The sequence below is a fragment of the Photorhabdus aballayi genome (assembly GCF_026153155.1).
GTDB classification, from domain to species: domain Bacteria; phylum Pseudomonadota; class Gammaproteobacteria; order Enterobacterales; family Enterobacteriaceae; genus Photorhabdus; species Photorhabdus luminescens.
The window spans coordinates 80421-103804 of record NZ_JAPFCD010000011.1 but is presented as its reverse complement, the minus strand read 5'-3'; the positions used below and the strand labels follow the sequence as shown (position 1 = coordinate 103804).

Genomic DNA, 23384 nt, shown 5'->3' with positions numbered 1-23384 from the left:
GACAACCTAAATAAACTCAACACACCTCAAATTCGGAGGAACAATGGATCTACCACAGATAAGCGAGACACTGATAACCAGCTTGGATGAACTCAACACATCTCAGGCCAGTGCCGAAAATATTGCAAGTTTTGAACATGCTATGTCCAATCAAGATCAAGGGATTGAAAACAATCTGATCAATGAATTGGGTCAGCTCAGACAACAATTCACTCAGGCTAAACAAGAGTTGGAAGCACAGCTAGCCGTCTCTAGTAACGATCCTAACAGCCTGATGCAAATGCAGTGGTCTCTGATGCGAATCACCCTGCAAGAAGAGCTGATTGCCAAAACGGTAGGACGACTCAATCAAAACATTGAAACCCTAATGAAAGCCCAGTGAGGAGCTGTGAAGAAACACTATATAATTTGCGTTATGCTCGCTGTCCTGATGCTAACTGGCTGTAAAATCGAACTCTACACCGGTGTCAGCCAAAAAGAAGGCAACGAAATGTTAGCCTTGCTCAGGGAAGCGGGCATTTCCTCTGATAAGCAACCAGACAAAGATGGCAATATCAAGCTGTTAGTCGAAGAGTCTGATGTGGCGCAAGCTGTTGAAGTGCTCAAACGTAAAGGATATCCACGGGAGAACTTCTCTTCGTTGCAAGATGTCTTTCCCAAAGACGGCCTTATCTCCTCGCCAATAGAAGAGCGGGCTCGGCTCAACTTCGCCAAAGCACAGGAGATTGCCCGAACGCTTTCTGAGATCGACGGCGTGCTGGTAGCACGGGTACATGTTGTTTTACCCGAAGAACAAGACAAACTGGGTAAAAAACTATCGCCAGCCTCTTCTTCGGTGTTTATCAAACACGCAGCGGACGTGCAACTCGACACTTACATTCCCCAGATCAAGCAACTGGTTAATAACAGTATTGAAGGTCTGAATTATGACCGGATCAGTGTCGTGTTAGTGCCCGCAGCGGGCGTGCGTCAGGTACCGTTGGCGCCACGTTACTCCACGCTGTTTTCTATCCAAGTGACTGAAGAATCACAGGGGCGCCTGATCGGGCTGTTGGTGCTGTTATTAGCCCTGTTGTTTGTCAGTAATCTGGCGCAATTCCTGTGGCACCGAAGCAGGATGCAATAATGGCAACAGCATTAACGCCCTATCAGTTTCGGTTTTGCCCTGCCAGCTATATTCATTCTGACCGCCTATCACCAGAATGGCTTGCAGTTTTATCTTCCCTACCTGGGTGGCGGAACTCTCCCAGGCTTAATGGGCTATTGCTAACCCAATTCGATCTGAATGTGGATTATGAATTACCAACCGGGTTGGGAAATATCGCCCTGTTAGAACAATCGCGCTTAGAACAACTTCTTACCTGGCTAGGAGCCTTACTTCACGGGCAAGCTATCCGCCATTGCCTGTTGGCGACAGAACTTCGCCACTTACACGATTCACTAGGAAAAGAGGGACATCGCTTCTGCTTAAAGTATCTCGATATCATTATCGGCAACTGGCCGACTGGCTGGCAACGCTCATTACCACCAGCAATCAATGCAAACTATTTTCGTACCAGTGCCTTACAGTTCTGGCTAACGGCGATGGAACCTCTTGCTATCGATTTCGCTAAGCGCCTGAATTTGCGGCTTCCCCCTCATGAAAACCTTCCGGCCTGGCCTATCAGCCAGGCAGAACGACCATTGGCACAAGCGTTGTGTCTCAAATTGGCTAAACAAGTGAACACAGAATGTTACCATTTATTAAAATAACAACAGAGCATCTTCAACTATCTCCTGAACTCCAGATACTGCGTAAAGCGGACTATCAGACCTGTCTTAGCGCCAAATCTCTGCTTGATGCCGCCCGGGTGCAAGCACAAGAAATTGAACGTGACGCGCAGGCAGTGTATGAACAACAAAAAGAGCTAGGCTGGCAAGCAGGTATTGATGCCGCCCGCACAGAACAAGCTAACCTGATTCATCAAACCCAGTTGCAATGCCAGCAATACTATCGGCAGGTCGAGCAACAGATGAGCAATGTGGTCTTGCAAGCTGTGCGCAAAATCCTAAAGAATTATGACCAAGTTTCCCTTACCTTACAGGTGGCCCGTGAAGCCCTGTCATTAGTCAGTAACCAAAAACAGGTTATCTTGCGCGTTAATCCTGAACAGGCCGCAGCAGTACGCGAACAGATATCACGGGTACACAAAGACTTCCCTGAGATAGGCTATCTAGAGATCACCGCCGATGCTCGTCTCGATCAAGGGGGCTGTATTTTAGAAACGGAAGTCGGGATCATTGATGCCAGTTTGGATAGCCAATTAGAAGCGCTGATGTCCGCCATCAATAACCAATGGCAAAATTGATGATTCCATCACACTTCAAAGAGGTAACCGGTTTTCGACGGAAAGTGAAAATTTCTTCTGCCGTTATTAATATTCTCTATTTCGACAAAACATTATGATTCACTCTATCTGATATCCAAGCGTACATCTCTTGGCATAATCTCAAAAGAAACCACTTAAGGAGTGACCATTGTCCCCCATCTCAGGTATTAATCACCAAAGAATATTTCCTACCCAACAGCTCGATACTACAGCGGTTAATCAACAACAAGGCGAATTGTCGGGTAAACCTCTGAAAGTCTCTTCGCCAAGACCAGGGTTGTTAGAGCGCCTTTCAGCAACGATTCAACGCAATCTACCGGGCCACTCCATGCTCGATCGCCAACTAACCACTAATGAAAAGAAAAATCAGGAGAGCCGCTTCTCGTTCAGCATGATAAAGGACAGAATCGTCCACTTCGCGGTGAGCACCAAGTTAGGGAGTGTTCGAGATTCTGCGAGTAAGCACGGCGGTGAAGTCACCTTCAAGTTTGCCCAGACCAAAGGCACCTTTCTGGACCAAATCATGAAACATAAAGACACCTCCGGCGGGGTTTGTGAGTCCATATCCGCTCACTGGATAAGCGCTCATGCCAAGGGTGAAAGTGTTTTCGATCAGCTCTACGTGGGCGGCCAAAAAGGTCAGTTTCATATCGATTCTCTGGTTTCCATTAAGCAGTTACAGATGGACGGTCTAGATCCATATGCCGAGCAAAGCCAAATAACCGAATCCTGGCTCCGTGAGAACGGTATCCAACCACGAAGTCCACTTGAAGTAAGCGGCGAAACTGGCAGCAAAGGTACAAAAGATCTATTAAACGCCATCCTGGATACCGGTGATAAGGGATCAGGCTACAAGAAGATCAGCTTTGAAGGACAAATGGCCGGGCATACCGTAGCCGCCTATGTGGATGACCAGAAAGGTGTTACCTTCTTCGATCCTAACTTCGGCGAGTTCAACTTCCCGGACAAAACCTCATTCTCCAACTGGTTCTCTCAAGATTTCTGGTCCAAATCCATGTACAACAAGGAAATCGGACTAGGTCAAAATTTCTACGTTTTCAACTTCGAGCCTAAAACACAATGACACACAACTATCACCAGCTTATAGAAACGCTATTCTCTAAACTTGGCGTACCTGCATCTCCTACTGACGATGATATCTACACTCTGGAAGTCGATGGACGTTTTCAGGTATTGATTGGCTGTTATCACGACAACTGGCTACAGTTGTTCTGCGAATTAGGGTCCGAAGTCAGTCATGCCAACAACCTTTTTGGACAACATTGGCCCGCACATGTTCAGGGAGATTTGGATGGACAAGCCATTCTATGGTCGCAACGCCCCTTGACCGAAGTAGACGTAGCTGAACTACAAGCTTGGTTAGAACGCTTTATTGATGATATTGAACAACGCCTGACACCTAACACAACCCAACAGCCTAAAAATCTGCCGCCTTCCTTGATGCGGGTTTGATCGCTAAATACAAGCCACTACCGGGATATAAGTTCAATGGGAACTTCAATATTTGGTTCCTCTCTAAACTGCAAGGTAAAAGTTAAATAAACCAAATGGAGAATCAAATAAAATACTACTCTGTCACCATGCAAAAAACCCGCAACTAAGCGGGTTTTTACTTATTAACAACTTTAACTACTCAGAATATTATCTTCATCGCTATCGTAAAGTCGCTAATAGATTTAAGCAGTTAAATTAAGATAATACGATAACATTTACTGCGGATGGGCCTTTAGCGCCATTCTCAACAGAGAATGAAACTTCCTGACCTTCTTCCAATGTTTTAAAATTATTACTCTGAATTGCAGAGTAATGAACAAAAACATCTTTGCTGCCATCTTTTGGAGAAATAAAGCCAAAACCTTTATCGTTATTAAACCATTTTACTGAGCCAGTCATTGCATTAGACATAGAATTTTCCTTTAATTTATTAAGTTGCCATAAGGCGTTATGAGGTCTGTTTTTCAGTTTTACTTATGGGTACTAATTAGAAGGAATTCGCAATGAAGTGGTATCGGGGATAACGCTAAATGGTGAACTGCTTTAACTTTCTTTTCATAAATAGGTCTGTACTTCCAAACCAGTGGCGCTATTAAATCACATTGATTGGTTATTGGCAAATTTTAATTTCATTTATTTTTTTCTATTTGGTGTTTACCTTTTCCTAAATTGCTGCCTTGTTCATATTGCATAGTTTTACCATAGCCATAACTAACTAAATTATAAAAAGTTTTTATCTACAAGCCCTATTTACCGAGACTACGGCACTGATTTGAATTTACAATTTTCCTCTAACTCTCTAGTCAAGCTACAATCCGCGGCCTGAGGTTCATGAAAACAAAGTTAACATCCATCAGTCTTTAAATAACCATTGCAGTTTATGAGCTGTGATACCTCAGAATATGGGAAAAACTGAGTACGACGATCACCTGTCTACTAACAGCACGACATTGTGCTGTAATAGCGCAATGACTATCTCCGATTTTCCAAATGAATACATCACAAAACTGGAAAGCGCTAGACATATTCGATTGAGCCATACACTCTTGATCAGTTAGTTCAATAGACTTATCGTCTCCACTGCCTGCGTTTGCGACAGACGCAATCCCGAGAAGTACTGTTCCTAACATAAATTTCTTCATATTTATATATCCATTCAATGATCGTAATAATGGCATTGGCTAATTGAAATTAATTTTCATAGCTATTTTAGGTATGTTAATGTTCTTCTTAAAGAATATTTAATTTCTGAATAAGATCATATAATCAATATTCTTTAGTGAATCGGAGAATTTCATATATCCACATTAAAAAAGTAGTCCATTCCCCATATGATTACAGTCAATTGGAATATAAGATGAAAAAAAACCATATATTGATTTCAAATGGTTATCATTAGAATGATATTATTTACCCTGTAAGATTCTAATGAGTTAAATATAAACTCTCATTAACTTAGAATTTATTAATTAGATAGAACAAGTGGATAAATTCCTAACAAACCAAAATATAATTTAATTTTAAATCAATCAATTATAATATTTACATCCTTAAAATGGTACAAAACACGATGATAATACTGATGAAGAGAAATATTATTACAATATAGAGAAAGTTCCATCTATGATCTTACTGTAAAACTAGATAAATATCTCAATATAGCCACGAGCATTAAGTGATTACAGGTTATTTATCCGTAATATGATAATCCTAATGGCAAAGAAACTATTGAAGAGATTATCCAGGAAAAAGATGGAAGAATATTAATAATTAATTTCAGCATTAAACAGTAACTGAATTACAATAAAATATATTTTCAGGTAATCTTATTAACGGCAAACGGAATTGATCTATGCACTGTGATTTAATTTATTTCCAGAAATAAGAAATTAAAAAAATATACAATAAATTCATTCAATACCTTGAAACTCACTTATTTTGAACTATATTTATATTAATCTATATTTAATTATGAAATAACATTAACTCAGACAAGGGTAAAATTAATGAGCGAAAAATTTATCTGGATCTCTGATGAAGATCAATCATACGGTCATCAACATGGCAGTCAAACTATTACTCCATCAAGCTCTTTCGATAAAAATATTGGTTTCACCTTCAAAATGGATGCTGGAGAAAATACGTTAATATTGTTAGATACTGATAACAAAAATAGCATTGAAGTAAACGATATTCATTGGCCCAGGTCACCAATTGAGTTTAAAGAGGGATATGAGGCAGTACATAAGGCAGAAAATACAGATATAACTTTAGGCAAAACAATAAACATATCCTCAGGAAATCTTATAATATTAGGAAGTGAAGGAAAACCTGTTAATTTTTATCTTAATTCTGAAATATTCAATACGTATAGAATAAAATTACAAAACTCAAGTAGTTTTTCAATAAAAAACTCAAGCATTGTAAGAATTAGTGGCCCGATAAATACAGCAATACCAACATTAGAAGAGTCAACAGTGGCTATGTCAGGAAAAAGCCGGCTTACTATAGAGACTGTAGAAAAGATAGAAAGTATTATTTCACTCAGTTGTCATTTTTCTATCACCGAATCCTCTCAAACTAGTCTTACAAGTCACCATGTTAACATCATCGATGGTAGCAATATTATCTTACAAGACAATGCACAGATGTTAATAAGCTCTCAAGTATTAAATATAAGAACTGATTTAGATGAAAAAGGCTGCCCTTTATTCGACACAAACTTCACCCTAAAAGCCGGAGCGACTTTATTAAATCTCAATTCTCTGGATGGTATCCACTTTCCATTAGATATTCACAGAGAAGATTACCCTAAAGGTGTATTCAACTTCATGGCCGAAGGAGAAGAAAATACAGGAAAAGTTGTCATTGATGTTGCACCAAAAGATGCTAATGCCTATGGCCTTAATATCATGCTCCGTAAAAATTTTATAGCTATTAACGGAAAGGTAGTAGAAACAGGAGACCAGATGAAATATTTTGATTTTAGTTATGGAAAAGATATCCGCAACGGTAGTAAACAGGTCGGAACGATAACTATCTCTCTTAGAAATCCTAACCTACAATTACCTTAGCAAATAGATTCAAGGCACAGCGTTAAATACAATGCCGTGCCTCTCGATATTAACAATTCATCCCTGCACCATACACCTATAAGGCTAAAGTGAACCAAACCTATTAGAAGCCCCTCACACTTACCCATTTTCCCCCTTGCCCCCATTCGGCAACGCTTTCTATACTCCCAATTATTGCGGTTTCTGTTACATAGTACCTGTTATCACTTAGGATCTAGTTTCTATGCCCTCTATCTTTATCATTTTCAGACAATGGTTTTTATATGCCATTAATACACGATTAAATATTTTTGGCTAGTTTTTTACTTTCGATTGCTATTATAACGGCAAAAATTATAACTCATTTATTTATCAATAAAGGAGAAAAATAATCTCATGAGTAATAATACAAACTTCAATTTCTATACGTGCACACCTCTTATTTATTGCTCGTATAAACCTGCATACACTTGTCTCGACCAGATAAGTAGAATTAATTAAATTTCAGTTAATTATAAAATCTCCTTATTTAAATTACGTAGTTGGCATATCTATTGCTAAACTTAAAGATAAGTGCCTATACCCAATGGATTTCAAGATGCATCGCGACGGCAAGGGAGCGAATTCCCGGGAGCATAGATAACGATGTGACCGGGGTGAGTGAGTGCAGCCAACAAAGAAGCAACTTGAAAGATAACGGGTATATATCCATATATCATATATAGGGAATTAATATGAAAAATAAACTCATTAGCACACAACAAGCTATAGCGCATTTTTATGATGGGATGACTATCATGGTAGGCGGTTTTATGGGCGTAGGCACACCTCCCCGCTTAATCACCACATTGCTGAACTCCGGCGTCAAAGATTTGACAATCATTGCTAACGATACCGCAGATGTTGACGTTGGCATTGGCCCTCTTGTGGTTAATAACCGAGTGAAAAAAGTCATCACCTCACATATTGGCACTAATCCAGAAACCGGACGCAAAATGCTTGCTGGAGAAATAGAAGTAGAACTGGTTCCTTTAGGTACGTTGATCGAACGTATTCGCTGCGGCGGAGCCGGTCTGGGCGGATTTCTAACCCCCACCGGAGTGGGTACTATTGTAGAAAACGGAAAACAAAAAATAACCGTCAATGGAACAGACTATTTGTTAGAACTCCCCTTACGTGCTGATTTGGCGCTAATTCAGGCTCATCTTGCCGATCATTATGGCAACCTCACCTACCAACTCACTGCCCGGAATTTTAACCCAGTAATCGCTCTGGCGGCGGATATTACACTTGCCGAGCCGGATGAACTGGTTGAAGTAGGTGAAATCACACCGGATTGCGTTATGACACCTGGCGCATTGATCGACTACATCATTTATCCAGAAGGAAACTCATAATGAACGCCAAACAACTTATTGCCTACCGTGTTGCACGTGAATTACAAGATGGCGATGTTGTTAATCTCGGCATCGGCATTCCCACGCAAGTCCCTAATTATCTACCGGATAACATTCATATTACTCTCCAGTCAGAAAACGGCATTCTAGGCCTTGGTCCCATTACAGAAGTACATCCCAATCTGGTCAATGCTGGCGGAAAACCCTGCGGTATCCTGCCCGGCGCCGCCATATTTGACAGTGCCCTCTCTTTTTCCCTGATCCGAGGTGGTCACATAGATACCTGTGTTCTGGGTGGTTTGCAAGTTGACCAGCACGCCAACCTAGCCAGTTGGATGATACCGGGGAAAATGGTCCTTGGTATGGGAGGAGCAATGGATCTTGTCACTGGCGCCCGCAAGGTCATCATTGCAATGGAACATTGCACCAAAGACGGTTCAGCAAAAATCCTCAAGCAATGTACTCTGCCACTTACCGCCATCAATAAAGTCAGCATGATTGTTACTGAATTAGGTGTCTTTTACTTTGAACAGGGCCAGTTAATCCTGAAAGAACATGCACCAAATGTCACATTAGAGACTCTACGGGAAAAAACCGCAGCAGAATTTAGTATCGCACATGATTTCAAAATCATGCCTGTACCGAAGAATAATGTATGATTAGCGATATCCTGACTGGTTTTATCGGCGCCATTTTATCACCTCACCAATTGCTGCTACGCGTGAATGTTCACTAGCCGGATTATAAATAGCAAAGAGTCGAATAATAGTAAATAAACCAAGTTCTTATTCACATCTGCCAGTTTGATATAGGCATTTTCATGCAACTACGTAGTTTATAATAGCTTATATCGTTTCTTGCTAACCATATAACTACATACAAATTAATTTTTTATTTTATTAATGCATTTCACCTTATGCTCAAGGAATAGACTCATCTAAGCACTCGATATTATTGGATATATTTCTGGTGACAAAATTTTTAATTATTTATTACTAGCAACCATACAAAAATAATTAACCCTATAAGATATAAGAATATTCCATTATTCTCGTTCCTAACTAGACTATGATCGATGTGAATTGCCGGGAATTATTTTCACAATAATTCAATATGTTAATTATAAAATAGTATTATTTAATTTGAGGAAAGTATATGAGTCCCAAGAATGATTTTAAAGCTTTTTCCATTAGTAATAATGCTAACGTAGTCAGCCAAGAAGGGTATGAAGCAAGCCCGGCTTTAAAGACTGGATTTCCATCAGAAAATATCACCACTCATTTACTCAATAAGGTATTACGTCAATCTTCAGCAATATCATCTGCAATAGCTAATTTTATCGTTACACAATATGGCGATGATGTTCTGGATGATGGGGATATAGCAAAACTCACCACCCAATTAAATAAAGCCTTAGAAAAAAAGATCACGACAGAAGTCCCAAGTGCTTCACTAACCCAGAAAGGAATAGTTCAACTCACAGATAAAACAGGCAACAGCAATGCACTTGCAGTAACTCAAAAACTTGTTTCTGATGTAAATGATAATGCTAACAACAGATTAGCAAAAAACCAAAATGGCGCAGACATTCTTGATAAAAACGCGTTTGTAAAAAACCTTGGCTTAACAGAAACCATCAACTTAGCTAAAAATGCGGTACCGAATAGTAGAAAAATTAATGGGAAAGCGTTAACCGGGGATATCAGTCTGAATGCCGGGGATGTGGGGGCATTTAAGCTCGGATTAACAGAAAGATACACTGTTAGTAATCCAGTCCCCTGGAACGTAAACACCGGGTTATATGATTTGCTGAACCCTGGAATAGATTCTGCTCATATTGCTCATTTCAATAACGGAACTGGAAGTTGCCCTGCTTTTCAGTTGAAAGTACTGTACAAAAACCGAGGGATTGCTTATCGCTCTGCCCGTGATAATTATGGCTTTGAGGAAGATTGGACTGATATTTATACAACAAAAAACAAACCGACTGCGGCGGATATTGGGGCAGTTAAGCTCGGATTAACAGAAAGATACAATGTTAATAATCCAGTCCCCTGGAACGCAAACACTGGGCTATATGATTTACTGAACCCTGGAATAGATTCTGCTCATATTGCTCATTTCAATAACGGAACTGGAAGCTGCCCAGCTTTTCAGTTGAAAGTGCTGTACAAAAATGGCGGGATTGCTTATCGCTCTGCCCGTGATAATTATGGTTTTGAGGAAGATTGGACTAATATTTATACAACAAAAAATAAACCAACGGCGGCGGATATTGGGGCATATGCAAAATCCGAGGGATCTGAATTTATCCAACCAAAGTATATTGATCAAACGAATCTCAGTGATCTTACCTCATGGATAAAATCATTGCCTCAGGGTGGTCATGCATTCAGATTTGCAGGGAATCATGGAGGCATTGGATATCCGTGGTCGGGCGGCTATATAACACGAATGCATGACATATGGGCAGGATTTGTCGCAAATTATGACAATGCGGGCGGCATCAGCTTCATCCACGGAAATGATGGAGGTGGAAATACAAAAGTTAGCCGACTTTGGACAGATAAAAACGCCCGTTCCGATGCTAACGGCATTCTCAGAGTATCCAGCCCAGTTGTCGATATTCATCCAGACGGAACTTACGAGTTAACCAGCGAAGCTGAGGGTGTGACTGTTAAGCGCGTAGATACAGGGAAATATCGTATCAGCGGCTGCAACGGTTTTGCCAAAGATGGTGCGTGGGGAATTCACGGTGGAACTATCATCCCGGCGGACAGCAACGGGTTAAATCTGATTTGGATTCGTGAATCGGTAGACACAGCCAGCGGCGATATAACAATCGAATGTTACCATCGTCAAAATAAAGACGCTCCAGAATTTGCTCAAAATAAACGCGTAAGAAGTGTAACTGCAACAGGGGAAGTCATTTATTACAACGATGCTGAACCCTGCGATATTCCAGACGGAAGAGTTATTAATATTCGTGTGCAACTACCTGAAATGTAATTAGGATCAGTCTCCCTAAAAGGGAGACCCAGATTGCTGACGAACCCCATTCAAAAAGTGGGGTTCTGTTGATGTCAATCGTATTGTTGTAGTGTGGGGTCTTTTAGTATATCGAGGTATCCATTTTCCAGTTAGATCAAAGACCTGGCCCAATGGTTAGACTTTTATCATTAATCCGAGAAGCTATTAAGACCCTACATGATGTTTACTGACTTCATTTTCTAGCGCTTGATTCACGAAAGCATTAATCGTCACATCTTCTTCAAGTGCTAGTTCTGCAATTTTTCTATGCAATTCTGGATTAACTCTAACATTAAAAACCCCTTTATATGGCACATCAGGATTTTTATTTAATTCCTTGCAGTCTTGCAAATACAAATCAATTGAGACTTTAAATTCATTTTCCAATTCTGCAATTGTTTTTGCTTCATAAGTCACTAAATCGCGGATATATTCCAATTTACCAAAAAGGGTATTGTTTTCCAGGTCAAATTCAATTGTACCTAAATAACCTTTATATTTTAAATATTTCATATCAACCCCACTTCTTTTAAAGTCTGTTTCTCCGCTTTGCTCATGTACTCGTCCTTCTTCACAAGAAGGTAACTAGCAGTAGTTACAAATATCAAATAAGTCAAGTTCCTTGTGCAATAAAAAGGGGCGTTAGCGCCCCCCAGATTGCTGAGAATCCCACTTAAAAAGTGGGATTCTCAGACCGCTGACAAAACTCCTTAAAAATATGAGGCTGATCAATCATAATTATTATTACTGAATACCGTTTTGCAATTCATGCAAAGCAGCCACTTGCAAAAAGTGGCTACGATTCTTGTACAAGTTTGGGCTTGCTTTAACTTGATCATCGATTTTCTTTGATAACAAATCAGGCAGAGTGACGTTGAATTTTGTCGATTTACCTAAATATGGTTCAACATCAATGTCAATTACAGCCCATGCCCACCCTGCGTATTCTTCATCTTTGATCCAGTAATCCAATGGCTTTGAGTCAGGGGGTAATTGGTTCATTTCGGCCAATAACTCTAAATGCCCAGTGATAGCTTCCTTGGAGTTTTTTATTGCATCCTCCATTGAATCACCCGCCGAGAAACAACCTGATATATCGGGCACAACCACGCCATAAGCGCAGTTCTCATCACCAATTTCAATCGCAATAGGATATAACACGTTATACTCCTCCAATACAACTCCATCTGTTTAACTTGGCAATTAAAATAACCCCAATAACTCCAACTGTCAATAAAAAATAACCTCAATAACCCTATTTAAATTAGAGCACGATTAGATGTAGCACAGGAAAGTTTTAGTTGGTTATTAAACAGTGTCTGAGTCTCAGCCGATTTGGTATTAAACTATTCGACCATGTTTTTCAACCGATAACCATGACGTGTTAACGTCGATTTGAGATCATTAATTTGCCTGGCCATAGGAATAAAGATAACCTAAATGAAACATCTAAGGGTGTTTAAGGATGGCATTTAGGGGGTACTGAAATGAGACGGTAGGGATACATGACGATAATTTCATTGCCACTTAAAGTGAGTATAAGGAGATGGATTGCAAGTATGACGATGTTTAAATGCAAGTAGCTACAGCTAGAGTTATTTTCCGTTCAGTTAGATTTGATGGAATTGAACAACTTGAAGAAGAGAACGACTTATCAAATAACTAACTATTAGTTGAATTCTTATTCAAAAGTCGTAATGCTTGAGGATTTTTTGTTCACTATCGGACAGCAACGGCATTGAGCCGTTACTGGATGGTTTTTGGGGATCAGCTCGTCAAGCGAGAGGGTTTCTGGCGGGAAAGTTTGGGGAGACGGTGTTCTTAACATAGCGGCAAGCTCCGTCTGGTGAACGGAACTTCATTAAAACAAAGTGCCGGATAAAAAACCAGCACTTTGTCAATAATCTGCGAATCCCACTTAAATGGCTAGACCTTTGTCATCAATCTGAGGTTCCCCAAGAAGGAAGCCTTAATTATCAAGGCAGTTGTACTCTATCAGGCTTACTTACGACGCCAGCTTGTCCCTTGCGGGCCATCTTCCAATTCAATACCCATCTCATTTAACTGATTACGAGCAGAATCTGCCAGCGCCCAATCTTTATTTTTACGGGCATCATTACGCTGCTTAATCAGTGCTTCAATTTTAGCAATCTCTTCACCATCAGCCTGAGCACCACGGTGCAAGAATTGTTCCGGCTCTTGTTGCAACAAACCTAAAATACCTGCCAACTTGCGTAATTCAGCCGCTAAGCCATTCGCTGCGTCAATATCTTCTGCTTTCAGACGGTTGATTTCACGTGCCATATCAAATAGTACCGAATAAGCTTCCGGCGTATTGAAATCATCATTCATTGCTTCAATAAAACGCGCCTCAAATACTTCACCACCGGCCGGCTGTACAGAAGCCTCTGTACCTCGCAGAGCAGTATAAAATCGTTCAAGCGCGGTACGAGCCTGTTTTAGGTTATCTTCTGTATAGTTAAGTTGACTGCGGTAATGACCTGACAGCAAGAAATAGCGCACTGTCTCGGCATCGTAATATTCCAATACGTCACGGATAGTAAAGAAGTTGTTCAGCGATTTGGACATCTTCTCTTTATCTACCATTACCATCCCTGAATGCATCCAGTAATTCACATACGGGCCATCATGGGCACACGTAGATTGCGCAATTTCGTTTTCATGATGCGGAAACATCAGATCAGCACCACCACCATGAATATCAAAATGATTACCTAGCTGTTTACTGTTCATGGCGGAACATTCAATATGCCAACCTGGACGGCCCGCTCCCCACGGCGATTCCCAGCTTGGTTCCCCAGGCTTGGACATTTTCCACAACACGAAATCCATCGGGTTACGCTTGACATCAGCCACTTCCACTCGCGCCCCTGCTTGTAACTGGCTGAGATCCTGACGGGAAAGCAATCCGTAATCCTGATCACTTTCGACGGAAAACATGACATCGCCATTATCTGCAACATAGGCGTGACCACGTTCTATTAACGATTCGGTCAGTTCAATAATTTCTGGAATATGACGAGTCGCACGCGGTTCCAAATCAGGGCGTAAAATATTCAGCGCGTCAAAATCTTTGTACATTTCCGCCAGCATACGACCGGTCAGATCATCACAACTTTCACGGTTTTCCGCCGCCCGCTTGATAATTTTGTCATCAACATCGGTCACATTACGTACATAAGTTAAATCGTATCCCAGATATCGTAGATAACGAGCAACCACATCAAAAGAAACAAAGGTTCTGCCGTGACCAATATGACACAGGTCATAAATTGTGATACCACACACGTACATCCCCACTTTCCCTGGATGGATTGGCTTAAATTCTTCTTTCTGACGGCTGAGGGTATTGAAAATTTTTAGCATCGAGATTTTCCGTAAATTCACTGTACGTGTGTTAAAAATAACGAATTGATAATTCTGGATTTATGTCCTTATCTCATCAATAAATGCTCGATATGGCATAGTCCAATAGGATATTGAAACCTGATATTAAGCGCTTTGCAAGGTTGGTAATCAAGATAGCTCACTGAAATTAATATGTACTGACTCATTATGGTAGATGTGATATAAAAGCCGCCTGGTCCAAATGCCCTAACCGGGTTAATCAAAACTATTATTAGGATTTCAATTATGGTGACTTTCCATACCAATTTTGGCGATATCGTAATTAATACTTTCGCCGATAAAGCTCCTGTAACTGTTGAGAATTTCTTGAACTACTGCCGCAATAGCTTCTACGATAATACTATTTTCCACCGTGTTATTAACGGTTTCATGATTCAGGGTGGTGGATTCGAACCTGGTATGAAACAAAAGCCGACTGATGCAGCTATCAAAAACGAAGCCAATAACGGTCTGAAAAACAACCGTGGTACTTTGGCAATGGCCCGTACTAACGATCCACACTCAGCAACTGCGCAGTTTTTCATTAACGTTGTTGATAATGATTTCCTGAACTTCCGTTCTGAGCGCCCTGATGGTTGGGGTTACTGCGTCTTTGCCGAAGTGATCGAAGGTATGGATGTTGTTGATAAAATCAAAGGCGTTTCTACTGGTCGCAGCGGTATGCACCAAGATGTACCACTCGAAGATGTTATCATCGAAAAAGTGACTGTCAGCGAATAATTCACCGCGTATGTGTACACTTTTTATCGCAGATTTACATCTCAGCGAACATGAACCGGCAATCACTGCCGGTTTTCTACGTTTCTTGCATGAAGATGCCATTCAGGCAGATAGCCTCTATATTCTCGGCGATCTGTTCGATTACTGGATTGGCGATGATGATGACAATCCTCTCCACCGTGAAATCGCTAGCGCATTAAAAACTGTGCAACAACAAGGTGTTACCTGTTACTTTATTCATGGCAACCGTGACTTTCTGCTCGGTTCGCGCTTTGCTAAAGAGAGTGGCATCATATTGCTCCCACAGGAAAAAGTACTGGAACTGTACGGTAAGCGAGTACTTATTCTGCACGGCGATACCTTATGTACCGACGACGAAGGCTATCAACGATATCGTAAGCGGGTTCATACCCCGTGGGTCCAACGCCTGTTTCTACTATTACCTCTGTCTATCCGTCAAAAAATCGCCGTCAAAATGCGCGCAAATAGCCAATCGGTCAACAGCAGAAAATCCGAAACCATTATGGATGTAAACCAGCAAGCCGTTATTGATACTTTCGAGCGGTATCAAGCTGATTGGATGATTCATGGACACACCCACCGCCCTTTCGTACATGAAGTTCCTCTGCATAATAAAACCGTTTACCGTGGTGTACTTGGCGCATGGCATCATCAAGGCTCAATGTTCAAAGTAACGGATAAATCAATCGATTTGATCTCTTTCCCATTCTGATCAACCAGGAACACCTACATTCAGGTATCACAATAAAAGTATAAAGTAACGCAATCGTTTTCCTTAGCCTACGGGCATGATATGATTCGCGGCCTTAAAGCGCTATTTTCGTTCTGGTGGACGTTAAAACACAGGAGCATTTGATTTATGACTGCCCGGCCTGATTCAGCAGGAACAACTCAACACAACGCCAAAATCGCCATCGTTATGGGTTCTAAAAGCGACTGGGCTACCATGCAACATGCAGCGGATATCCTGACTTCCCTTAATGTACCTTTCCACGTTGAAATTGTTTCTGCCCATCGCACGCCCGATAAACTCTTTAGTTTTGCCCAACAAGCGGAACAAAACGGTTTTGATGTCATTATCGCTGGTGCTGGCGGCGCCGCCCATTTACCCGGCATGTTGGCAGCCAAAACGCTGGTCCCGGTTCTCGGCGTACCCGTACAAAGCGCCGCTCTTAATGGCGTAGACAGCCTCTACTCTATCGTACAGATGCCAAAAGGAATTCCTGTCGGCACGCTTGCGATTGGGAAAGCCGGAGCAGCAAACGCAGCCCTATTGGCCGCACAGATTCTGGCTCGTCATGATAAAGATTTGCTGAAACGCCTCAGCCATTGGCGTGAAACACAAACTCAGGATGTACTCGATAATCCCGATCCACGGGAGGAAGCATGAAGCCAGTTTGTGTATTAGGCAATGGCCAGCTCGGCCGCATGTTACGTCAGGCAGGCGAACCTTTAGGCATCACAGTTTACCCTGTTGGTCTGGATGCTGAACCCGAAGCGGTTCCTTATCAGAATAGCGTTATTACCGCCGAAATCGAGCGCTGGCCGGAAACTGCCCTTACCCAAGAACTTGCCCGCCATAAGGCTTTCGCTAATCGAGATATTTTTCCCCGTCTGGCCGATCGTCTGCCACAAAAACAGTTAATGGACAGCCTTGGGCTGGCAACCGCTCCGTGGCAATTACTCTCTGATACCAACCAATGGCCGCAATTATTCTCTGAGCTCGGTAATTTCGTTATCGTTAAGCGTCGCGTTGGTGGTTACGATGGGCGTGGGCAATGGCGTATCCGCCCCGGAGATGAAACAGAATTACCCACCGATATTTATGGTGAATGTATTGCTGAGCAAGCAATTCCTTTCTCTGGCGAAGTTTCACTGGTAGGGGCCCGCAATAAGAGTGGCGATTGTGTGTTCTACCCATTAGCGCACAATTTGCATCAAGATGGCATTCTCCGTGCCAGTGTTGTCTCTCCTCAGGAAAATTGCCATTTACAGCGTTACCATTTACAACAACAGGCCGAGAGTATGTTGTCAGCTATTATGCACGAGTTGAAATATGTCGGCGTGATGGCAATGGAATGTTTTATTGTCGGTGATAATTTACTGATCAACGAACTCGCGCCACGAGTTCACAACAGTGGTCATTGGACTCAAAACGGCGCATCTATCAGCCAGTTTGAATTACATCTCCGTGCTATTCTGGATTTACCCATGCCTCGACCAGAAGTCGCTGCGCCGTCAGTTATGATCAATTTGATTGGTACAGATATCAATACACAATGGCTCAGCTTGCCCTTGGTACATTTACATTGGTATGAGAAAGAAGTTCGCCCCGCACGTAAAGTGGGTCACCTTAATCTTTCCCACTTTGATAAAAATGAATTAAAAAATACATTGCAGAAACTTATCCCCATGTTGCCATCTGAATATCAGAGTAGCCTTGAATGGGCGCAGGAAAAATTAATGTAACTAACATCTGACACTGGAATTGTTTATTGATCTGATTATCTTGATTTGTGTCCACAATAGCCCTAAGTAAGGACACAAATAGTAAAAGATGGAAAGGCGCATAAATACGGCCATGTTAGAAGTTGGTGTTTCTGAAAAACTTAAAAATGCGGTAGCGCAAGTCGCCCAGGATAATAATTTGAATACACCTAGCTTTGTCCGTTTGGTATTAACTAGAGCGATAGAAGAACACCATGTTCCTAATGCTACAACGCAGGCAGCAATCCATGAGCTGGACAGTGGTAGCGGTACAAGTGTAAATACCATAGATGAGTTTTGGGACAAAATTTTCCAATAAAATATGCTCAGAATTCACTATTTTAAGCAAAGATCAGGTTGACTATTTATCATGGAATATATGACAAACGGACATAAAAATAATCAGGCATTTGTCATTTAATGGCTTGGGATTAATTGTGGAAGCGGAAGTAAAGTGACTTACCGCTTCACACCTCAACTCATTCCAACCTATACCCTTCATCTTTCAAGCTGCTGCTTTGTTGGCTGCTTTCACTCACCCCAGTCACATCGTTATCTATGCTCCTGGGGATTCGTTCACTTGCCGCCGCGCTGCAACTCGAAATCTATTAGGTATATTTATATTTCTTCAATTATTATATTGATCTACTAGCATTAATCGATCTGGATATAGTATCTACAATTGTTCTCGTTGTTTGATCTATTTCATAATTAAGTAAATCACCAACTTTAATATTACCCAGATTAGTCATTCTTAACGTTTCTGGAATTAAATTTAATTCTATAGTCTTATCATCTTCATTTATGCCATTGATTGTTAAGCTACAACCATGCAGCCCAATAAAACCTTTATGGAAAAAATATCTTATATTATCTCCAGGAATACTAATCACTAATCGATAAGTTTCACCCGTTTTAATAAAATCAACGACTTTTGCTACGCCTTCAATATGTCCATATAAGCTATGACCACCATTTTCTTTATTCATTTGATGTGATCTTTCGATATTAACTTCATCCCCCACATTTAAAAACTTTAATGTGGTCACATCAGCCGTAAAATCTGATATATCAAACCAGACGATATCGTTGTTAAATTGGGTGACAGTCAAGCATGTACCGTTAATCGCAACACTGGCCCCCACAGAAACATTATCAAAGAAATGGTTATTATTACTGACGGTCAATGTACTAAATCCCTCTCTTTTCTCAAGAGATAATACTTTTTCTTTTCCTTGCACAATTCCAGTATACATAATCACCCTCTTTTATTAAGTAGAAATACCCTTATTACATAAGAAAATCTATTTTTCCATGAAAATATTTATAATAAAAAGTTATTAAATTAGTTAACAAGATTTTCTTAAGTTATGAATAAAATATTTATCATATAATTGACTTTATTGAAAATTCAAGTGATAAATAATAAACTTCTCTGTCCTATGATTTCAAATTATATCAAATTTTTTATGAAGTTGATGATTTTTTACTATTGAATTGACAATCATCAAATATAGCTAAAATTGTAATCTAAAGCTACTTTTTTAGTCTATTAGAATACTTCATCTTGCATCTCTCTCACTTAATTAAAAATACATGATAATGAAACATTCGACCAAGCGATTATAAGAAAAAATATTTCATTTACAATCTTATTTTTATTATGAATAAATCACACTGGCAATTAAATAATAAGATTAACTGATAATTATAACTCAAATTAATTAACAATACGCTTTCATATCCGCAACACAAAGTTAAAGCAAAGATCTAGTGCTAATTAAATAATCAATATCTTACTAACATGGAAAAATAAATTAAGGTCAAAGCAATCTTATTTTTCTATTCCTTTATCAATAAAACCAAATCTCCCTTTGACAAAACTACCTCATTAGATCAATGTTAGCTACCATCAGCCCGATACTGTATGAGAAGGGGAACCTTCGTGTTACTTGCCTTAAAAACCCGCAATACAAAAAGTTGTCCACCGCATTCTGTCATTTCCAAGCGCTCTTTTCCATTTTCTTGTACCACTTATCTGGCCATAGTCTGGCGTTGGTTCGATACCAGATTAAAGAAAAACGGATTACCTGCAATGCTATTATCGCTGCCGGTAATCAATCAAGCTCAAGCCAGTCATTTTGTCAACTTTCAATCTATTGATACCAGCCTGTATATGCAATTTGAAAATCGAGTCGATCCCCAAAAAACGATTTCACCGATTTTAGAAGCTTTCGGCGACTACAGTATCGGCGATATGTACGTCTATAGTATTTGGCAAAACTCTCTGCAAAGTGATTATCAAGGTGATAAGAGTACCTACTATTATAAATTTGTCCCCAGAGTAAGCTTGAGTAAAGTCACTGGTAATGACCTCTCTTTTGGGCCGGTAAAAGATATTTTATTCGCCCAATGGGTTGCCAAAACTAAGGGTATAGATTACGACTATTTCCCCGGTATCAGTATTGACTGGCAAGCTAGCTGGATTAGCTGGTTACGGACAATTTTTTATTTTGAGAATAATGCCAAAGGAAGCTGGAATGATCAGCGAATCCACATCGACTACGGAATTCCCTTCAATAGCCGTTTGGGTGATTTCCGGGTTGTCGGCACTTTTGATTATACATTAGGTTTACGTGGGCAACCTGAAACTATCGATTTCAAACCAGAGTTGCATTATGATTTAGGAAAATCCCTTGGTCATCAACCCGGTCATTTATGGATTGGCATTGTTCTGAATCCAATAAAAAATAAATATAAAATAAGAGATACACCTTATTACCGAACCGATCAATTTAGCTACGGGATCTCTATTCGGTACAGTTTTTTCTGATATCTGAATAAAATATCAGAAATTTTTTGATAGCCTTTCATCCTGATGGAGTCAAAATGCCCATTCAACATGACCACTTCGGACGTACTTATCAGTGGCTCCTACTGATACTTTTGGGTTTGGTTTACTTTCTCGTCACCGCAACCACATTTACCTCGTTAGGCGTTGTATTACCTAGCATGATCAAGGAATTACACTGGAGTTGGACTGATGCCGGTCTGGGCTTCACTTTACTCGGCTTGTCATGTGGGCTGTCCAGTTATCTTCCGGCAATGTTTATTCGCCGTACAGGTGTCCGCGCCACGTTACTGATCGGTACACTCACTTTTATTACTGGCTTTTACATCCTCTACAACACTCACAGTATCGCGGCCTATTTTACCGGTACCACATTATTAGGCATCGGCTTTAGTCTTATGGCTACGGTTCCCGGTACTTATGTCATCAGCCGATTGTTTGAAAAACAATCACTGGCTTTTGGTATCTATTTCACCATTGGTGGATTAGGGGGCGTGGTCGGTCCGTGGCTCTATTTCCTGGCAACAGTATTTTGGGGAAGCTGGCGTATGCACTGGGCGATTTCCGGGGTATTACTTACGCTAATTAGTCTATTGACCATTTTGGTTATACGAGAAGGCAAGAAGGAACATGCCCATGCGGAAAGAATCAGCAAAAATCAACAAGATCACATTCCCACCAGTATCTATCGCACCAAGGAAATATGGAATGTCCGGCAAGCACTGCACACCTGGCAATTTTATGCCATTGCTGCCGCTTATACCTCTTTTTTACTGTGTGGGATAACCGTTAATAGTTTTGCGGTCGCCCATATTACTGAAAACGGATTCAGTGAATCTGTCGCAGCTTCTTCGCTCAGTATCTTGGCGTTTATCAATGCATTCTCACGATTTGCAGGAGGCGCTGTTGGTGAATGGCTCGATCCCAAAAAACTGCTTATCGGCAGTCTGTCAATAATTATCTGTGGCCTTATCGCACTTAGCGTCGCCACCTCATGGACATTTTTAATCCTGTTCACTGTGTGTATTGGTATCGGTTATGGCATGACCTTTCTGGCATCCAGCATATTGCTGTTCAATTATTTTGGCCGCACGCCCTATCTGGAATTGTTCTCAGTGATGAATTTAATCTCCACTATTGCATGTTTCGCTCCTTTCCTGGTGGGAGCCATTAAGGATTATTCAGGTAGTTTTACACCGGCATTTCTCATTATCGCTATACCGGTGCTTACCATTCTGATCATCACATTTATGATGCAACCACCACTACAAATAGTGCAGAAACATTCTGACAACAACACTTTGCTTAACTGAATTTAAAAATAAAATAGCCTAAAAAGGCATTCCTTATACTTATAACAGGCAAACAAGGAATTGATAATGGCAAAGAAAGAATTCGGTGTATTTCTACCCATAGCGAAAGGTGGCTGGATTATTTCTAAAAATACCCCCCCACTTGATGCTTCCTATCAGCAAAACCGTGAAGCGGCTATTCTGGCTGATCAAATTGGCTTGGATTTCATTATGTCCATGAGTAAATGGCGCGGTTTTGGCGGCGCAACGGAACATTGGGGCTGTTCGCTAGAATCGGTTACGATGATGGCCGGCATTGCCGAAGTCACTCATCATGCCCGACTTATCGCAACCATGCATGCCGGGCTGCATAATCCTGCCGTGACAGCCAAAATGATCGCGACACTGGACCAAATTAGTCATGGACGCGCCGGGCTGAATATTGTCTCTGGCTCCTTCAAAGACGAATTTGAACAGATGGGGGAATGGGACAGCAATTTAGATCACGATCAACGTTACGCAATGACCGAAGAGTGGACCCAATTGATCAAACGGCTTTGGAGTGAGAAGCAGGTTAATCATCAAGGAGATTACTTTAATTTCAAGAATTGTGTTTCTGAACCTAAACCTGTTTCCGTTCCACGCCCTTATTTGGTTTGTGCTGGTCAATCAGAATGTGGGCTGCGTTTTAGTGTGCGTAACACCGATGTGTGTTTCATTGGTGGTAAAGATGAAGAAGAAACGCGCCAAATCAGTCTGATGGCTAAACGTCTGGCAGCCGAATACGGTACAACCACCAAAACCTTTTGTATGTGTACGATTATCTGCGCCGAAACAGATGAAGAAGCTGAAATGCTGGCTGAGTTCTATCGTGATGGCTTAGATATAGACGCCGTTAAAAGCATGATGCACAGTTTCGGTGTCGATGTTGGCGAAAAAAGCAATGCGATGGTTGAAAGATCCCAAAACGCTTTTATGACCCACACAGCTATTGGCAACCCGGAAACGTGCCGCAAACAATTGTCAGATTTATTGTGTGAATGCGAACTGGATGGAGTTATGTTGATCTTCCCTGATTATGTTAAGGGATTAACCACTTTCGGTGAGAAAATACTGCCGCAACTTAGAGCAGAATTGACCTAAACAACAATAATCAGCCAATAAATCTGGGAATGGGCTCACCACATCTCGACGAGCTTACCCATTCCCTGAACGTCTTG

General features: G+C 40.9%; 25 protein-coding genes and 1 pseudogene. 18 read left to right on the top strand and 8 right to left on the bottom strand.

Features of this window, described 5'->3' with window-relative positions:
- The first annotated feature begins 43 nt into the window (after positions 1 to 43).
- The 6 genes from sctI to OO184_RS08430 all read left to right on the top strand — a co-directional run bounded on the left by sctI (position 44) and on the right by OO184_RS08430 (position 3842).
- Complete coding sequence (gene sctI, locus OO184_RS08455; protein WP_265378790.1) at positions 44 to 382, top strand: type III secretion system inner rod subunit SctI; 339 nt, start codon at positions 44 to 46, stop codon at positions 380 to 382.
- A 6-nt stretch (positions 383 to 388) separates the two neighbouring features.
- Positions 389 to 1126, top strand: coding sequence for a type III secretion system inner membrane ring lipoprotein SctJ (gene sctJ, locus OO184_RS08450; RefSeq protein ID WP_376712544.1), 738 nt, complete (start codon positions 389 to 391; stop codon positions 1124 to 1126).
- The gene (locus OO184_RS08445) at positions 1126 to 1752 is read left to right on the top strand and encodes a Yop proteins translocation protein K (RefSeq protein WP_265378789.1); all 627 of its coding nucleotides are present in this window, start codon (positions 1126 to 1128) and stop codon (positions 1750 to 1752) included. The genes sctJ and OO184_RS08445 overlap by 1 nt, the downstream gene beginning before the upstream one ends.
- The gene (locus OO184_RS08440; RefSeq protein WP_265378788.1) at positions 1731 to 2348 is read left to right on the top strand and encodes an HrpE/YscL family type III secretion apparatus protein; all 618 of its coding nucleotides are present in this window, start codon (positions 1731 to 1733) and stop codon (positions 2346 to 2348) included. The genes OO184_RS08445 and OO184_RS08440 overlap by 22 nt, the downstream gene beginning before the upstream one ends.
- Positions 2349 to 2517: 169 nt before the next feature.
- Entirely contained in the window at positions 2518 to 3453 is a 936-nt protein-coding gene (locus tag OO184_RS08435) for a YopT-type cysteine protease domain-containing protein (RefSeq protein WP_265378787.1), read from the top strand.
- A complete protein-coding gene (locus OO184_RS08430; protein ID WP_265378786.1) occupies positions 3450 to 3842 on the top strand; it encodes a CesT family type III secretion system chaperone in 393 nt (130 codons plus the stop codon). Before OO184_RS08435 ends, OO184_RS08430 begins: the two co-directional genes overlap by 4 nt.
- 237 nt (positions 3843 to 4079) lie before the next feature.
- On the opposite strand, the gene cspE is transcribed toward OO184_RS08430, so the two are convergent.
- Together cspE and OO184_RS08420 are read right to left on the bottom strand one after the other, a co-directional pair.
- Entirely contained in the window at positions 4080 to 4295 is a 216-nt protein-coding gene (gene cspE, locus OO184_RS08425; protein WP_265378785.1) for a transcription antiterminator/RNA stability regulator CspE, read from the bottom strand.
- Between the two features lie 467 nt (positions 4296 to 4762).
- Positions 4763 to 5014: a hypothetical protein gene (locus tag OO184_RS08420; RefSeq protein WP_265378784.1), complete on the bottom strand. Its 252-nt coding sequence runs from the start codon at positions 5012 to 5014 to the stop codon at positions 4763 to 4765.
- A gap of 876 nt (positions 5015 to 5890) precedes the next feature.
- Here OO184_RS08420 and OO184_RS08415 point away from each other — a divergent pair.
- The 4 genes from OO184_RS08415 (at position 5891) to OO184_RS08400 (ending at position 11343) form a co-directional block, all read left to right on the top strand.
- Positions 5891 to 6958, top strand: a complete 1068-nt coding sequence (locus tag OO184_RS08415; RefSeq protein ID WP_265378783.1) for a hypothetical protein — start codon at positions 5891 to 5893, stop codon at positions 6956 to 6958.
- Between the two features lie 713 nt (positions 6959 to 7671).
- The gene (atoD, locus tag OO184_RS08410) at positions 7672 to 8334 is read left to right on the top strand and encodes an acetate CoA-transferase subunit alpha (protein WP_265378782.1); all 663 of its coding nucleotides are present in this window, start codon (positions 7672 to 7674) and stop codon (positions 8332 to 8334) included.
- The gene (locus tag OO184_RS08405) at positions 8334 to 8993 is read left to right on the top strand and encodes a CoA transferase subunit B (RefSeq protein WP_265378781.1); all 660 of its coding nucleotides are present in this window, start codon (positions 8334 to 8336) and stop codon (positions 8991 to 8993) included. Before atoD ends, OO184_RS08405 begins: the two co-directional genes overlap by 1 nt.
- Positions 8994 to 9489: 496 nt before the next feature.
- On the top strand, positions 9490 to 11343 hold the full coding sequence (locus OO184_RS08400; RefSeq protein ID WP_265378780.1) for a phage tail protein: 1854 nt from the start codon (positions 9490 to 9492) through the stop codon (positions 11341 to 11343).
- A gap of 186 nt (positions 11344 to 11529) precedes the next feature.
- Here OO184_RS08400 and OO184_RS08395 read toward each other — a convergent pair whose 3' ends face one another.
- The 5 genes and pseudogenes from OO184_RS08395 to cysS all read right to left on the bottom strand — a co-directional run bounded on the left by OO184_RS08395 (position 11530) and on the right by cysS (position 14751).
- Positions 11530 to 11877 carry a type II toxin-antitoxin system HicB family antitoxin gene (locus OO184_RS08395; protein WP_265378779.1) on the bottom strand — a complete coding sequence of 116 codons (348 nt, stop codon included), beginning with the start codon at positions 11875 to 11877 and terminating at the stop codon, positions 11530 to 11532.
- 231 nt (positions 11878 to 12108) lie between these two features.
- Complete coding sequence (locus OO184_RS08390; protein ID WP_049582513.1) at positions 12109 to 12525, bottom strand: type II toxin-antitoxin system HicB family antitoxin; 417 nt, start codon at positions 12523 to 12525, stop codon at positions 12109 to 12111.
- A gap of 188 nt (positions 12526 to 12713) precedes the next feature.
- A pseudogene (locus tag OO184_RS08385) lies at positions 12714 to 12785 on the bottom strand (phosphoribulokinase); the annotation flags it as partial.
- A 260-nt stretch (positions 12786 to 13045) separates the two neighbouring features.
- Positions 13046 to 13192: a hypothetical protein gene (locus OO184_RS08380; RefSeq protein WP_265378818.1), complete on the bottom strand. Its 147-nt coding sequence runs from the start codon at positions 13190 to 13192 to the stop codon at positions 13046 to 13048.
- Between the two features lie 173 nt (positions 13193 to 13365).
- On the bottom strand, positions 13366 to 14751 hold the full coding sequence (gene cysS, locus OO184_RS08375) for a cysteine--tRNA ligase (protein ID WP_265378778.1): 1386 nt from the start codon (positions 14749 to 14751) through the stop codon (positions 13366 to 13368).
- A 267-nt stretch (positions 14752 to 15018) separates the two neighbouring features.
- On the opposite strand from cysS, the gene ppiB reads away from it, so the two are divergent.
- The 5 genes from ppiB to OO184_RS08350 all read left to right on the top strand — a co-directional run bounded on the left by ppiB (position 15019) and on the right by OO184_RS08350 (position 18340).
- On the top strand, positions 15019 to 15513 hold the full coding sequence (ppiB, locus tag OO184_RS08370; protein ID WP_011147946.1) for a peptidylprolyl isomerase B: 495 nt from the start codon (positions 15019 to 15021) through the stop codon (positions 15511 to 15513).
- Between the two features lie 10 nt (positions 15514 to 15523).
- Positions 15524 to 16246: a UDP-2,3-diacylglucosamine diphosphatase gene (gene lpxH, locus OO184_RS08365; RefSeq protein WP_265378777.1), complete on the top strand. Its 723-nt coding sequence runs from the start codon at positions 15524 to 15526 to the stop codon at positions 16244 to 16246.
- 147 nt (positions 16247 to 16393) lie between these two features.
- On the top strand, positions 16394 to 16924 hold the full coding sequence (gene purE / locus OO184_RS08360; RefSeq protein WP_265378776.1) for a 5-(carboxyamino)imidazole ribonucleotide mutase: 531 nt from the start codon (positions 16394 to 16396) through the stop codon (positions 16922 to 16924).
- On the top strand, positions 16921 to 18003 hold the full coding sequence (gene purK, locus OO184_RS08355) for a 5-(carboxyamino)imidazole ribonucleotide synthase (protein ID WP_265378775.1): 1083 nt from the start codon (positions 16921 to 16923) through the stop codon (positions 18001 to 18003). The genes purE and purK overlap by 4 nt, the downstream gene beginning before the upstream one ends.
- Before the next feature lie 112 nt (positions 18004 to 18115).
- Positions 18116 to 18340, top strand: coding sequence for a hypothetical protein (locus tag OO184_RS08350; RefSeq protein ID WP_265378774.1), 225 nt, complete (start codon positions 18116 to 18118; stop codon positions 18338 to 18340).
- Positions 18341 to 18656: 316 nt separating this feature from the next.
- Here OO184_RS08350 and OO184_RS08345 read toward each other — a convergent pair whose 3' ends face one another.
- Complete coding sequence (locus OO184_RS08345; protein WP_265378773.1) at positions 18657 to 19277, bottom strand: riboflavin synthase subunit alpha; 621 nt, start codon at positions 19275 to 19277, stop codon at positions 18657 to 18659.
- 689 nt (positions 19278 to 19966) lie between these two features.
- Between OO184_RS08345 and OO184_RS08340 the strand changes: the two genes are divergently transcribed.
- From OO184_RS08340 to OO184_RS08330, 3 genes are all read left to right on the top strand, one after another.
- Positions 19967 to 20854, top strand: coding sequence for an outer membrane protein OmpK (locus tag OO184_RS08340; protein WP_265378772.1), 888 nt, complete (start codon positions 19967 to 19969; stop codon positions 20852 to 20854).
- A gap of 56 nt (positions 20855 to 20910) precedes the next feature.
- Positions 20911 to 22185, top strand: coding sequence for an MFS transporter (locus tag OO184_RS08335; RefSeq protein ID WP_265378771.1), 1275 nt, complete (start codon positions 20911 to 20913; stop codon positions 22183 to 22185).
- Between the two features lie 66 nt (positions 22186 to 22251).
- Positions 22252 to 23307: an LLM class flavin-dependent oxidoreductase gene (locus OO184_RS08330; RefSeq protein ID WP_265378770.1), complete on the top strand. Its 1056-nt coding sequence runs from the start codon at positions 22252 to 22254 to the stop codon at positions 23305 to 23307.
- Positions 23308 to 23384: the final 77 nt, after the last annotated feature.